General features: G+C 36.1%; 14 protein-coding genes and 1 pseudogene. 12 read left to right on the top strand and 3 right to left on the bottom strand.

Annotated features, from left to right (window positions below; translation table 11 throughout):
• Nucleotides 1-12: 12 nt before the first annotated feature.
• From ureB to ABTV69_RS15875, 12 genes are all read left to right on the top strand, one after another.
• Complete coding sequence (gene ureB, locus ABTV69_RS15820) at nucleotides 13-384, top strand: urease subunit beta (protein WP_433830424.1); 372 nt, start codon at nucleotides 13-15, stop codon at nucleotides 382-384.
• Nucleotides 381-2,102, top strand: coding sequence for an urease subunit alpha (gene ureC / locus ABTV69_RS15825; protein ID WP_433830426.1), 1,722 nt, complete (start codon nucleotides 381-383; stop codon nucleotides 2,100-2,102). Before ureB ends, ureC begins: the two co-directional genes overlap by 4 nt.
• A 74-nt stretch (nucleotides 2,103-2,176) precedes the next feature.
• Complete coding sequence (locus ABTV69_RS15830; RefSeq protein WP_433830428.1) at nucleotides 2,177-2,764, top strand: hypothetical protein; 588 nt, start codon at nucleotides 2,177-2,179, stop codon at nucleotides 2,762-2,764.
• The gene (gene ureE / locus ABTV69_RS15835; RefSeq protein WP_433830430.1) at nucleotides 2,764-3,267 is read left to right on the top strand and encodes an urease accessory protein UreE; all 504 of its coding nucleotides are present in this window, start codon (nucleotides 2,764-2,766) and stop codon (nucleotides 3,265-3,267) included. Before ABTV69_RS15830 ends, ureE begins: the two co-directional genes overlap by 1 nt.
• Nucleotide 3,268: 1 nt before the next feature.
• Nucleotides 3,269-3,958 (top strand): urease accessory protein UreF, encoded by a 690-nt coding sequence (locus ABTV69_RS15840; RefSeq protein WP_433836720.1) that lies wholly within the window; start codon nucleotides 3,269-3,271, stop codon nucleotides 3,956-3,958.
• Between the two features lie 90 nt (nucleotides 3,959-4,048).
• On the top strand, nucleotides 4,049-4,687 hold the full coding sequence (gene ureG / locus ABTV69_RS15845) for an urease accessory protein UreG (RefSeq protein WP_144213159.1): 639 nt from the start codon (nucleotides 4,049-4,051) through the stop codon (nucleotides 4,685-4,687).
• Nucleotides 4,688-4,709: 22 nt separating this feature from the next.
• Nucleotides 4,710-5,489, top strand: coding sequence for an urease accessory protein UreD (locus tag ABTV69_RS15850; protein WP_433830433.1), 780 nt, complete (start codon nucleotides 4,710-4,712; stop codon nucleotides 5,487-5,489).
• 6 nt (nucleotides 5,490-5,495) lie between these two features.
• Nucleotides 5,496-6,194, top strand: a complete 699-nt coding sequence (locus ABTV69_RS15855; protein WP_433830435.1) for a hypothetical protein — start codon at nucleotides 5,496-5,498, stop codon at nucleotides 6,192-6,194.
• A gap of 27 nt (nucleotides 6,195-6,221) precedes the next feature.
• Nucleotides 6,222-7,106, top strand: coding sequence for an urea transporter (locus ABTV69_RS15860; RefSeq protein ID WP_433830437.1), 885 nt, complete (start codon nucleotides 6,222-6,224; stop codon nucleotides 7,104-7,106).
• A gap of 5 nt (nucleotides 7,107-7,111) precedes the next feature.
• The gene (locus ABTV69_RS15865; RefSeq protein WP_433830439.1) at nucleotides 7,112-9,169 is read left to right on the top strand and encodes a TonB-dependent receptor; all 2,058 of its coding nucleotides are present in this window, start codon (nucleotides 7,112-7,114) and stop codon (nucleotides 9,167-9,169) included.
• A gap of 12 nt (nucleotides 9,170-9,181) precedes the next feature.
• On the top strand, nucleotides 9,182-9,985 hold the full coding sequence (locus tag ABTV69_RS15870) for a DUF2490 domain-containing protein (protein ID WP_433830441.1): 804 nt from the start codon (nucleotides 9,182-9,184) through the stop codon (nucleotides 9,983-9,985).
• Between the two features lie 54 nt (nucleotides 9,986-10,039).
• Nucleotides 10,040-11,266, top strand: a complete 1,227-nt coding sequence (locus tag ABTV69_RS15875) for a RidA family protein (protein ID WP_433830443.1) — start codon at nucleotides 10,040-10,042, stop codon at nucleotides 11,264-11,266.
• Between the two features lie 214 nt (nucleotides 11,267-11,480).
• On the opposite strand, the gene ABTV69_RS15880 is transcribed toward ABTV69_RS15875, so the two are convergent.
• From ABTV69_RS15880 to ABTV69_RS15890, 3 genes and pseudogenes are all read right to left on the bottom strand, one after another.
• The gene (locus tag ABTV69_RS15880; RefSeq protein ID WP_433830445.1) at nucleotides 11,481-12,365 is read right to left on the bottom strand and encodes a helix-turn-helix domain-containing protein; all 885 of its coding nucleotides are present in this window, start codon (nucleotides 12,363-12,365) and stop codon (nucleotides 11,481-11,483) included.
• A gap of 213 nt (nucleotides 12,366-12,578) precedes the next feature.
• A pseudogene (locus ABTV69_RS15885) lies at nucleotides 12,579-12,680 on the bottom strand (DUF72 domain-containing protein); the annotation flags it as partial.
• Nucleotides 12,681-12,823: 143 nt separating this feature from the next.
• The gene (locus ABTV69_RS15890; protein ID WP_433830447.1) at nucleotides 12,824-13,954 is read right to left on the bottom strand and encodes a glycosyltransferase; all 1,131 of its coding nucleotides are present in this window, start codon (nucleotides 13,952-13,954) and stop codon (nucleotides 12,824-12,826) included.
• Nucleotides 13,955-14,026 lie beyond the last annotated feature (72 nt).

Genomic DNA, 14,026 nt, shown 5'->3' on the forward strand with positions numbered 1-14,026 from the left:
AAAATACTAACAATGATTCCAGGAGAAATTATATTAAAAGATAGTCCTATCATTTGTAATGATAGCCGTGAAACGTTAAAAATAAAAGTTACCAATACTGGAGACAGACCAATACAAGTAGGTTCCCATTTTCACTTTTTTGAAGTGAACAGAATGATGTCATTCGACAGAGAAAAAGCATTTGGAATGCGATTAAATATTATTGCTAGCACAGCAGTAAGATTTGAGCCAGGAGAAGAGAAAGAAGTGGAGTTGACTCAGTTTGGAGGAAATCAAAAAGTCTACGGACACAACAATTTAGTAGATGGAGACTTATCTCCACATAATAAAGCTCTTGCCTTAGAACGCTTAGAAGAAGGGAAATTTAAAAATGTGAAATCATGAGTTTAGAAGTAACTAGAAAAAATTATACAAGTATTTTTGGTCCTACAGTAGGAGATCAAATACGTTTGGGAGATACAGAGCTTATTATAGAAATTGAAAAAGATTTCTGTTCGTACGGAGATGAAGCAAAGTTTGGCGGAGGAAAAACAGTAAGAGATGGTATGTGCCAATCTTCAACGGCATTACGTGATGGCGGTGTTCTTGATTTTGTGATTACTGGTGCCACAATTATTGATCACTGGGGAATTGTAAAAGGAGATATTGGTATCAAAGATGGAAAAATCGTAGGAGTGGGTAGAGCTGGAAACCCGGATACTATGGACAATATTACGCCTAATATGATCATTGGAGCTTCTACAGAAGTTCATGGTGGACATGGCTATATTGTGACTGCTGGGGGAATTGATACACATATTCACTTTATCAGTCCTACTCAAATTGAAACAGCTTTATATAGCGGTGTTACGACCATGATTGGTGGAGGAACAGGTCCTGCTGATGGAACAAATGCGACAACCGTTACACCAGGAAAACATAATATTAAGAGAATGTTGCAGGCTGCCGAAGCATTTCCAGTAAATGTTGGTTTCTTCGGAAAAGGAAATGTAGCGACAGAAGCTCCAATTGAAGAACAAATCGAAGCGGGAGCATTGGGTGTAAAAATCCATGAAGATTGGGGGGCAACTCCCGCAGTGATTGACGCTTCTTTAAAAGTGGCGGATAAATACGATGTGCAAGTAGCTATTCACACCGATACGCTTAACGAAGGAGGATTTCTTGAAGATACAATGAATGCGATCGCAGGACGCGTCATTCATACTTTCCACACCGAAGGAGCCGGCGGTGGTCACGCACCTGATATTATCAAAGCGGCAATGTATCCAAATGTATTGCCAGCGTCTACAAATCCAACTAGACCTTACACAACCAATACGATAGATGAGCATTTGGATATGCTAATGGTTTGCCATCACTTAAGCCCACAAATTCCAGAGGACGTTGCTTTTGCTGATTCACGTATTCGTCCAGAAACGATCGCGGCAGAAGATGTACTTCAAGATATGGGGGTTTTCAGTATCATGAGTTCAGATTCTCAGGCTATGGGGCGTGTAGGAGAGGTTATCACGCGTACTTGGCAAACAGCTGATAAAATGAAGAAACAGAAAGGATATTTGGCTGAGGATGCGGAAAGTAAAAACGATAATTATCGTGCAAAAAGATATGTTTCGAAATACACGATTAACCCTGCAATTGCGCACGGAATTTCGAATTATGTGGGATCTATTGAAGCAGGCAAAATTGCTGATTTGGTAATTTGGAAACCTTCTTTATTTGGAGTAAAACCAGAAATTATTATAAAAGGAGGTTTTATCGCTGCAAGTAAAATGGGTGATGCTAATGCTTCTATTCCGACACCGCAACCTATTATTATGCGCAATATGTTTGGTACTTATGGTAAAGCATTAACTAAGACGGTCTTTACTTTTGTTTCTCAGGCAGGTATTGATAATAATATTGCCGAAGAATACGGATTAGAAAAGAAATTATTAGCCGTTTCAAATTGCAGAAGCATTGGAAAAGCAGATATGATTCATAACAATGCAACTCCAGAAATTATGGTAAATGCAGAAAACTATACCGTGACAATTGACGGAGAGAAAATCACTTGTGAACCAGTGGATAAACTACCATTAGCCCAATTGTACTACTTGTTTTAATCAATAAAATTCTACTTCTCACTGCAGCAATTTTGTTGCAGTGAAATTAGAAATAAAAATATCAAAAGAACTTTATGAATACTTGGAAAATTAATTGGGGGTTAATTCTTCTCCTAGTGTGTGCTAGTTTAACAACAGTTCATGCGCAGAAAGGATCTTTAATGCTTTATGGATCTTTAACTTATAAAGACAATAATAATACGGGGAGCACTTTTGCAGCAAATCCAATCGGAGTAGGATATTTTTTTAACGATCACGTCGTTGCAGGGATGAATTTTGCTTTTGACCAAGAGAAAAATGCAGCAGGAAATCTTACCGATTCTAAACACGAAATCGGTCCTTTTTACAGTGACTCTTGGAATATTGGAGATCACTTCGCCATTATTGCACAGGTCGATGCGCATTATGTTTGGGGTAATACGCTTATGAATACGCCAGGATCTTATAGCTATGATGGTTATTTAGGAAGGATTTATCCTATTGTTGCCGTATTTCTTGGCCATGGATGGGCGCTAAAAGCCAAATTCTGCGAGCTATCTTATGAAAATACAACTGGAAACGATGCCAATAAAACGAGCAATAAAACATTTGTTGCTGGAATAAATGGATCAACATTCGGATTAGGTGTTTCAAAAAACATCTCCCTTAAAAAAGCGAAATAATGATTATACAACAGATAATAGGCAATACAAAAACACAATCAATAGAAGGTTTAGAGATTGATCTGCTGGAAATTGAATGGTTTGAAACTACTAAGCGAATTCAGCGTAAGCGAACAAATTCTGGGGTAGAAATTGCGATTAAATTTATTCAGGAAGGACAGCGATTGAATCAAGACGATATTCTGTATCAAGATGAAAAGAAAGCTATTGTCGTGAATATTAAACCTTGTGAAGCAATCGTAATGACGCCAGCTACTTTATTGGAAATGGGTACGATTTGCTATGAAATTGGAAACAAACATCTTCCATTGTTTATTCAAAACGATCAAATTATGATGCCGTTTGAAATGCCAATGTTTAGATGGTTGGAAGCGAGTGGTTATAAACCAGAAAAACAGGAGATAAAGCTCTTGCATTTGCTAAAATCGAATGTAGCGCCTCACGGTCACGGAAGTTCCTCTCTTTTTACAAAAATCCTAAATATGGCTTCTTCAAATGACTAATATAGAAAACACTTATTTAGGAAGTTTGCTGCATTTGGCAGATCCGACTTTACCGATTGGAGGATACACACACTCCAACGGATTGGAGACTTATGTGCAAGATGAGGCAGTAAATTCTGTGACTTCAGCAAAAGAGTTTGTATCAAATATGTTAATGTATAACATTAAATATAACGATGCATCTTTCTTAAAATTAGCATATTTAGCCGCAGCAGAAAATGATTTAGAAACTATAATAAAACTAGATCAAGAATGCAGTGCTTTAAAAAGTCCGCGTGAAATACGAGAAGCCAGTCAGAAGTTGGGAATTCGATTAATCAAGATTTTTCGAAGACAAAAAGCTTTTGATCTTATAGAGGGTTACGAACGTGCAATTGCCAATAAAGAAGCCACAGCACATTATTGCATTGCTTTTGGTTTGTACGCGCAACTATTAGAAATTCCGCTAGATGAAGCCTTGTTCGCATTCTATTACAATGCCGCTATCGGAATGATTACCAATTCAGTAAAACTAGTTCCACTCGGACAATTAGAAGGACAAGATGTTTTATTCGAATTGCAACCGCTGATTAAAAAATTAGCAAAAGAAACATTAACAATAGAAAGAGAATTGGTAGGTCTTTGCAGTATCGCTTTTGATATTCGATGCATGCAGCACGAGAGACTTTACTCAAGGTTATACATGTCTTAGAAGAGAAGAAAGAAGAAAGAAGAAAGAAGAAAGAAGAAAGAGTAAAGAGTAAAGAAGAGAGAGTAAAGAACAAAAATAAAAGATAAAGAAATGGAAACTAGAAAATATGTAAAAGTAGGAGTTGCAGGACCTGTAGGTTCAGGAAAAACTGCATTGTTGGAACGTTTGAGCAGAAAAATGCTAAACGATTATAATTTAGGGGTAATCACCAATGACATTTATACAAAGGAAGATGCTGAATTTATGGTGAAAAACAGCCTTTTGCCTAAAGAAAAAATTATTGGAGTAGAAACAGGAGGATGTCCTCACACTGCAATTCGTGAAGATGCAAGTATGAATTTGGAGGCAGTAGATGAATTGGTTTCTCGCTTTCCAGATATCGAGTTAATTCTAATTGAAAGCGGTGGAGATAACCTTTCTGCAACCTTTTCACCAGACTTAGCCGATGTAACGATTTTCGTAATCGATGTTGCCGAAGGAGAAAAAATTCCACGTAAAGGTGGCCCTGGAATTACAAGATCCGATTTGCTTTTAATCAATAAAATTGACTTAGCGCCTTATGTTGGAGCAAGTTTGGAAGTAATGGAAAACGACGCAAGAAGAATGAGAAAAGGAGCACCGTTTGTGTTTTCAAACCTTAGATCTACAGAAGGAATTGACGAAGTTATTGGTTGGATCAAGAAATATGCATTGCTAGAAGATATCGAAGAACCAAATTTAGTTCGTTAACCCAATGGTAAGTACCCTAAAAATGGAAATAGAAGAAAGGGATGGGGAATCATTTTTAAGAGATGCATACGTAACACAGCCCTTTAGGATTATGCCTGTAGGGCAGTATAAATCGGATGGAGCTTCTTATTTGATGATTATGAGTTCATCACCTGGAATTTTAAGCGGCGACGTTTATGATATTCAGGTGAATGTAAAAGAGAATGCTCGCTTGCAATTGCAGTCGCAATCGTATCAGCGATTGTTTAATATGGAAGGGAGCGCTTCGCAGATCATGAATGTCAAAATGGAAAAAGGAACGTCGTTTTCGTATGTGCCTCATCCTGTGGTTCCTCATGAAGATTCGACTTTTAAAAGCCATAATAAGATTAATCTCGAAGATGATTGCGATCTAACAATAAGTGAAATTATTACTTGTGGCCGTAAGCATCATGGAGAAACTTTCAAATATGCTCATTTTCAGAATCTCCTTGAAGTGTATCACCATGACCGACTTATTTTGAAAGACAATGTTCTGTTAAGACCTGATATTATGCCTTTAGCGGCTATGGGGTTGCTGGAAGGCTTTACCCATCAAGGTACTTTAGTATATCTGAATACAAAAAATGAAGATGTGAAAGAGCTGATTGAATTCTTTTTTAAAGAATTGGAAGGATTGGAAAATGTAGCATTTGGAATTAGTGAATTAGAATCTGATGGTTTTGTCATTAGAATTCTGGGACATGGAGGAGAGCAAATGTTCGATTTCTTTAGGAAAGTGCAGGACGTGCTTTGGGAAGAAAAAGCAGCAATACAAATTTAAACAGTTATGGATTCAAATTTAATAGCATTATCAATTACAGCTATCAGCATTAGCTTTTTTCATACAGCATCTGGCCCAGATCATTATCTGCCGTTTATTGTTTTATCGCGATCGCGCAAGTGGAGTTTGTCTAAAACAATCCTATTAACCATAGTTTGCGGTTTAGGGCATATTTTGAGTTCGGTAGTTTTAGGAATTATTGGAGTTTTCTTAGGATGGCAGATCAATAAAATAACTTTTTTTCAAGATTTTAGAGGCAATATTGCGAGTTGGGCATTGCTGTTATTTGGTGCCATTTATCTTATCTATGGACTTTGGGCAGCTTATAAAAACAAAGCGCACAAGCATTTTGATGTAATGGGAGAAGATGTGTTTGTGTATTCGCACAGACACGGCGAAGTGGTTATGCCAACCGATAGAGTGAAAGTAACGCCTTTGGTTTTGTTCGCCATTTTTGTGATGGGACCAAGCGAACCGTTGATTCCCTTGTTATTCTATTCAGGATTGAATCGTTCTGTTGCTGAAATTTCTACAATCATTTGTGTTTTTACACTAAGCACAGTTTTAACGATGCTTGGAATGGTGCTTTTGGGAGTTTATGGATATTCTTTTTTCAAAACAGAAAAATTGGAACGTTATACTCCTGCAATTAGTGGAGCGGTTGTTTTAGTCTGTGGTTTCGGAATGGTCTTTTTAGGCTGGTAATTCAAATTAATTTTTCAAAATATATAAATGAAAAAAATAAAAATAATAGTAGAAACTGTCCTTAAAGGCATTGGTCAAATCATGCTTCAAGAAAGCGCTTGGACGGGTTTATTCTTTTTAATTGCGATATGCTATGACTCGTTACTTATGGGAGCTGGTGCCTTGATAAGCTGTATAGTGGCAACCGCAACTGCAAGAATCTGCAAGTTTAGTGACGAAAACATAAAAGCAGGTTTGTACGGATTTAACGCAACATTAATTGGAGTAGGATTGGTTTTCTTCTTCGAAACAAGTCCGCTGATTTGGTTATTAATTATTTTAGGATCCGTAGTAAGCACATTGCTAATGGAATTTTCCATTCGTAAAAAGATTCCTTTTTTCACCTTTCCTTTTATTGTAATTACGGTAATTGCGGTTCTAAGTATTCAACATTTTGATTTAGCTTCAGCAAGAGTATCTGTAGTAAAAGGAGAGATGCCTGAACTTGAAGATTTTGCTGTAGCAGCTCACGCTTATAGTGAAGTTATTTTTCAGGGAACTATTGCGGCGGGTTTGCTGTTTTTTATTGGGGTTTTTCTCAACAATCCCACAGCAGCTTTATACGGATTCATAGCAGCAATTATTGCAGCGGCAATAGCACATTTTGATCAGGATTCTGTAAAATTAATAGAAGATGGAATGTTTAGTTTTAACGCTGTTTTATGCGGAATCGCTTGCAGCGGGACGAAACCAAAAGACGGATTGTATGTACTGCTCTCAGTAGTCATAGCAACATATTTTGATATTTTTATGATGCATAACGGTTGGATTACACTTACCTTTCCATTCGTTTTATCGATGTGGGTAATTGTTCCCTTAAAAAAAATAGTAGGCCATTTTGAAAATAAAATGGCAATTGTAGAAGAAAATTAATAAAAATGAGAAACAAACTTTTTACAGGGATTGTAATAGTGTTGTTGGCAGTGCAGAATGGATTTGCTCAAAAAGCAAATAAGCCAGAAGCAAACAAATTAGAAGTAAATAAATCAGAGGCAGATACAATGCATCTGAGCAAAATAGTTATAAACCATGTCGACTTCAGAAAAAAAATAATGAAAGTCGATTTAAAAATGTCACCTGTAAATTCTGCGCAGGATCTATTGCGAAAAGTTCCTGGACTTTTTATTGCACAGCATGCCGGTGGCGGTAAAGCAGAACAAATATTTTTGCGAGGTTTTGATAATGATCATGGAACCGATATCAGTGTTATGGCTGATGGAATGCCAGTAAATATAGTCTCGCATGCACACGGGCAGGGCTACGCCGATCTGCATTTTCTGATTCCGGAAACGATCAAAGATATTGATTTTGGAAAAGGCGCTTATTATGCCGATAAAGGAGATTTTAATACTTCTGGCTATGTGAATTTTAGCACATTTGACAGATTGGATAATAATCTTTTCAAAATTGAAGGAGGTTCTTTTAATACGATGCGCGCTGTGACGATGCTTAATCTTTTAAATAGAAACAACAAGGATAAAAGTTTCTATGTAGCAGGAGAGTTCAATTATACCGATGGACCTTTTGATGTTAAGCAGGATTTTACACGAGTTAATTTCTTAGCAAAGTACAGCCAATGGATTGATGAAAAACAGTATATTTCTATTTTAGGATCTACTTTTTCTTCAAATTGGAATGCTTCAGGGCAGATTCCAGAAAGAGCAGTAGAAGAGGGCATTATCAGCAGATGGGGTTCAATAGATCCAACGGAAGGCGGAAGTACTTCAAGAACAAATATTGCCGTAAATTACAGGTATTTAGCCAACGAGAACGAAGAGTTTTCGAGCAATTTGTTCTATTCAAAATATGATTTTAACCTGTTTTCGAATTTTACTTTTTTCTTGAATGATCCTGTTTATGGAGATGAGATTCAGCAGACTGATAATCGATCTATTTATGGTTTGGAAAACAAGTATATCCGAAGATTTGCATTTGAAAATAGCAGTATGACTTGGACATCAGGAGCGGGTTTTCGTTTTGATGACATCAAGGATTTGCAGTTAAATCATGTTTATCAGCGCGATTTGCTGTTAGACAGAATGTCTGATGGATCTGCGACAGAAGTCAATGTTCACGGCTATACTTCGCTTGATTATAGGGTTGGGAAATGGCTCATCAATCCCTCGGCTCGATTGGATTATTTTACTTTCAGTCTTCATGATCGTCTTGCTAGTTTGCCGTCTGCAAAAGAAACTTCTGCAGCCAGAGTAAGTCCAAAATTGAATATTTCGTATACACAGAACAGCAATGTGGAATGGTATATTAAGTCTGGTTTTGGTTTTCACTCCAATGACGTAAGAGTTGTGGTCGCACAAGATGGTAAAGATATTCTTCCGTATTCTTTTGGAAGTGATTTCGGAGTTATTCTTCGCCCAACGGCTAATATGATTATTCAGCCAGCGATTTGGCACATGTACTTACAGCAAGAATTTGTATATGTTGGAGATGAAGCTGTGGTAGAGCCATCAGGGAAATCACGCCGTTTAGGTTTCGATTTGAGTTTGAGATATCAGCCTGTTTCGTGGCTTTATTTAGACGGAGATCTTAATTATGCTCACGCCCGTTTTATTGATGAGCCCAAGGGACAAGATTATATTCCGTTGGTTCCAACTCTTACCAGTACTGGAGGTGTTGCAGTAAAACTTCCTTCTGGTTTTTCAGCAAATCTTAGATACCGCTATATGGATTCTCGACCGGCAATCGAAGATAATTCAGTAAGAACGAGAGGCTATTTCGTCAATGATTTGGTGTTGGCTTATGGTAAAAGAAAATGGGAGGTAAATCTACAATTTCAAAACATCTTTAACACCAAATGGAACGAAGCCCAATTTGAAACCGAAACGAGACTTAGGAATGAGACACAATCAGTATCAGAATTGTGTTTTACACCCGGCACTCCTTTCGCTGTAAAAACAGGAATTAGTTACAAATTTTAAAATTCAGAAAATATGAAAAAAGTGCCTGCAAGAAGCAAATTGCTCTTGGCAGCGCTTATTTTCGTGGTCACAATCAGTAATTCGTACGCACAGTTAAGTCCTCCAGGCTTGGGAGAAGCAAAAAATGCTTCTTGGTTTGCCTTTGGAGTCAGGCAATCTTTGGATTCACTTAAACAAAAAGAATCGACCACTTATGTAGGCGTTGGGCTAAAGAGCAGTCCAGATGAGAATAATCCGTTTTCGAAAATGGCAATTCTGGTCATCAATGAAGAAATTTCAAATCGTTACAAAAAGAACTGGGAATACTCCTATGCACTAAGTTACAGACGATCTAACAATTACGATTCAGCAGCTCCATACGAGACATTAGATCCTGCAATTGAACAGGAATTTAGAGTATACGGGCGCTATTCGTATATCATGGAAGGTAATGGACTGAAATGGAAAAACACGGTGCGACAAGAATTCAGAAAATTTTTCAATCCTGATTTTAGTAACGCCGATGAGAATTTTCAATTGCGAACAAGGTTAAAAACACAGCTAAGCATAGATTTAGGAACTACCAAAACACATCACATTATTGGGGGCGCCGAAATGCTTTTTGCCATCAGTAAAGAAAATGAACCACAGAAAGAATGGTCAAAATTTGATTATAAAGAAAGTAGGCTGACACTTTATTATTCGCTTAGTCCTCATGAAATACCATTCGTTTTCGATGTCGGCTATATGTACAATCTTATTGGAAAAGGCTCGGATATTTCAGACGTGAATTATTTAGCTGTAGACATAATTTGGAAAAATCCTTTTGGAACATAATACACTCATAGAATATAAAAAAAGCAATTATAAAAACAGAAAAACAAACAAATTATGAGCGAAATTAAAAAGAATTCGAGAAACACAGAAAACGCGCCAAAAAGCCCATTTTCTACGCAAACAGTAGCGTTTTCTCATTATAACAATTTTTCCGCGCAATTGCCTATCGATCCTAAAACAGGAGAAATTGTTAGCGGAGCTATTAAAGAACAAGCAAAACAATGTTTGACAAATATTCAAGCCATTGTAGAAAGCATTGGTCACGTGATGGATGACGCTGTAAAATTGACTGTTTTCTTGAAAGATATTTCAGATATAGAAGCAGTTGACGAAGTTTACAAAACATTCTTTAAAAATGAACTTCCTACACGCACAACAGTTCAAGTAGCAGCTTTACCGCTGGAAGGCGCTTTAATTCAAATTGATGCTCTTATTTCGAATGGAGAAGGAACAACGCCTCAAAAAGCTTTAGATCTTGTAAAAGTGACTAGAAATACTGAAAACGCGCCAAAAAGCATACATGCACAATCAGTAGCATTTTCTCACTACAACAATCTTTCTGCTCAATTGCCAATTGATCCACAGTCTGGTGAAATTGTTGCTGGCGGTGTAAAAGAACAGGCAGAGCAATGTTTGAAAAACATCAAAGCTATTTTAGAAAGTATTGACCATGTTATGAACGATGTGGTTAAAACTACTATTTTCCTTAAGGACATTGCAGATGCAGATGCTGTGAGCGAAGTTTTAGCAAAATTCTACCCAAGTTATGTTCCTGCCAGAACAATTGTTAGTGCTTCGGCTTTGCCTCTTTATGCTTTAGTACAGATTGATGTTGCGGTTTCTCATGGCGACGGAACGCCTCCACAACTTCCAGAAGATGCACGCTATTTAGTAATTGAAGCAAACAGCGCAGCAAACGCACCAAAAACGGCATATTCGCATACTGTTGCTTATTCGCATTACAACCATATCGCGGGACAATTGCCTTTGGTTGCAGAAACGAATCAAATTGTAAATGGTGACGTTAAAGAACAAGCGGTTCAATGTTTAAACAATATCAAAGCAATTGTAGAAAGCATTGACCACAATATGGATGACATTGTTAAGATAAACATTCAGCTTAAAAATGTGGCAGATATTACAGCTGTAAACGAAATCTATACTTCATTTTTCAGTGGTGACTTGCCTGCAAGAACTGTAGTTGGAGTTTCAGCAATTCCTTTAAATGCTTTAGTTCAAATTGATGCTGTTGTTTCAAACAGTGAAGGCACGCCAGCTTAATTGATTAGCTGAAAAGAATATTTTTTAAGTAGAGTCTTTTTTAGACAAAAAGCGCTTATGACAGAATTTTAAAGATTTTGTATAAGCGTTTTTGTTTTTTAGAAAAAAAAGTAATTCATGAAGTGAATTAGTAAAAAATCGGCCGATATCCGCGTTTTCTCAAAGCGAATCCGTTTTATCCGCGTACTATTGGCAACTTGTATAAATTAAATTTTTAATGCTTCAAAAACTGCGATCGATAATCAGAAGGAGACTGTCCTGTTACTTTTTTAAACATACGCGAAAAATAAGAAGGCGACTGAAAATGCAATTCAAAAGCGATTTCAGCTATTTCCTTCGAATTATCCTGCAAAAGAATCTGACTGTGCTGAATCGTAATTTCATTTATCCATTGTTTTGGCGCTTTTCCTGTAGTTTCCTTAACGCATTTGTTCAAATAATTATCGGATATTTTTAAGAGATTGGAGTAGAAATCGATGTTTTTATGTCGAATGTGATTCTTCTGCACCAATTCTCTAAAATGAAAAGAGATAAAACTAGTTCGATTAAGCGATTTATGATCTGTATTTTCTGTTCGAATAATTTTTAATAATGCCGATTGCAGAAGTGCAATAGTAATGGCATCAATATGTTCGGCTTCGTTTAATTCTTCCTCAAGCAATTCAAACAAACGAATTAGCCAATTGATTTTGTGTGGATCTAAAATCGAGAAAGGAGAAGTATAAAAAAAGTTGAGATCACTTGTGCTTAAAGCAATTTCAGTAATAACTTCATTTTCATAAATCACAAAAAAACCTTCAACATCGTCTGATAATTCTAATGTTGCCGTAAAATTTCCTTGTTTGATACTCAGCGCCTGATTGGCATTGATTTCAAAAACAGAAGTTTCCAGCTGTTGTTTTACATATCCTTTTGTTACAAAAATTAGAAAGTTAAAAGTGGTCTGATACGGATTTACAGGGATTACTATTTTCTTTAAGTAATTTTCAATTCGGTATAATTGTACGTTAGAATTATTAAAAAGATTATGAGTGGATATATCCGGAAGAAAGAATTTCTTGTACTCATAATTACTAATTAGTTTGGGATTGTTTTTCATGCAAAATTGATTTTCCTACAGCGCTGCGAATGCAAAATGTATAAGTAGTAGTGCAAGATTAAAATTAATTTTTAAGCTGATAGACAGTTAAAAATGATGCACCAAGTTACGCTATTTTTATCTATTTTGAATGTTGATTTTTCTTAAATTTAATGTGTTCGATAAGCTTTTCTTCTAATTGATGTCAAAAACTTTGGGTATCTAATTTTTCCATTATTTTTTTAAACGTAAGGCATTAAAAGCGGCATATCCTTTTTCATCATTATCAAAAAACACAAATGCATCTTTGGTTTTTAACCACTTTTTACATTGTTCTGCCCATTCCTTTTAAAGCTTTAAATTTGCCTTGGACAAACAACTAAAAGCTTTAGTTAAATAAGAGATTGGTTTTCTTTATTATTTAAAAACCTGTAATCCAATTTAGGATTACAGGTTTTTTTTAATGTATTGTACTGGAGTTATTTGGCAAAGAATTTAATTATAGATTTCATTTGGTTTACCGTAATATCCCAAGAAGTATTGTCGAGTATTTTTCTATAGTCAGACTCAAGAGTTTTCAGATTTTTGTTTTCTGATAAAAGCTGAATTTCCTTCGCAAATGCATCTGCTGTTTCAATTATGTTGATGCAGTTGTTGCAATTACGAACTACATCTGGAATTTTGGTTGAAATAATAGGTTTTCTAGCCGCCATATATTCCAAGGTTTTAGCAGGATTGCTGTATTTTGTAGTTTCATTTACTGCAAATGGTAACATGGCTATATCAAAAGCTTTCAAATAGTTTGGCAACTCGTCATAACATTTTGTTCCTAAATAATGTATGTTTGAAGCCTGTGGCAATTCATTTTCTTCAATTCGTACAGGGCCAATCATTACAAAAGAAACACTCGGTAGTTTGTCGGCCGTTTGTTTTAAAAGATTGAAATCAATTCTTTCATCAATTGTACCGTAAAACCCTGCGATTGGAGAAGGAATGTCGCCAATATCGGCAGGAATAGAAATGCTTTGCAAGGCTTTTGAAAAATGAGTTTCATTTACAGAACTTGGAAAATAATGCACATTATCATGAGCCTGTTTTTTCAATTCATACAAAGATTCTCCGTTTGTAAAGACAATATCAGCATTTGCCATTAGATATTTTTCCTGATCGATTACTTGTTTGTCGGTGTCTTTTAGTGAAGAAAGTTCGTTCATGCAGTCGTACACAATTGTATCAAACTGAAATGATTCTAGCAGCGGACAAAAAGCTGGATCGTAAAACCAACCAATCGGAATATGTTTGTTTTTAATGTATAAAGGGAGAATTTCTCCAATAGTTTCAATGTTAGCTACATTAGGTTTTAATACATGAAGTTTCTCTTTAATAATAGTTAGATGTCCCGACTTTTTATTTTTACTATTATAAGAAGGTTCTTCGATGTAAAGAATTTTCATGCTTTCTGCCATACGATTAAGAATGTGTTGAGGGCGTTGATACACGCACTGCCATTCGATATTGCTAAAAACAATCATATCATATTGTTGTGCTTCTTCTCCCAATAATGCCGTTTGGGCATGAGGATTAAGTTTTACTGTTAAATTGCTGTCCATGTTGATTTTATATGAGAGTTAGTAAGTATTTTAATTATTTGAATGATTGGCAAATGTAGGGCTGATTTAAAA

Origin of the sequence: Flavobacterium anhuiense, assembly GCF_050990855.1 — a bacterium.
Classification (GTDB): Bacteria; Bacteroidota; Bacteroidia; order Flavobacteriales; family Flavobacteriaceae; genus Flavobacterium; species Flavobacterium anhuiense_C.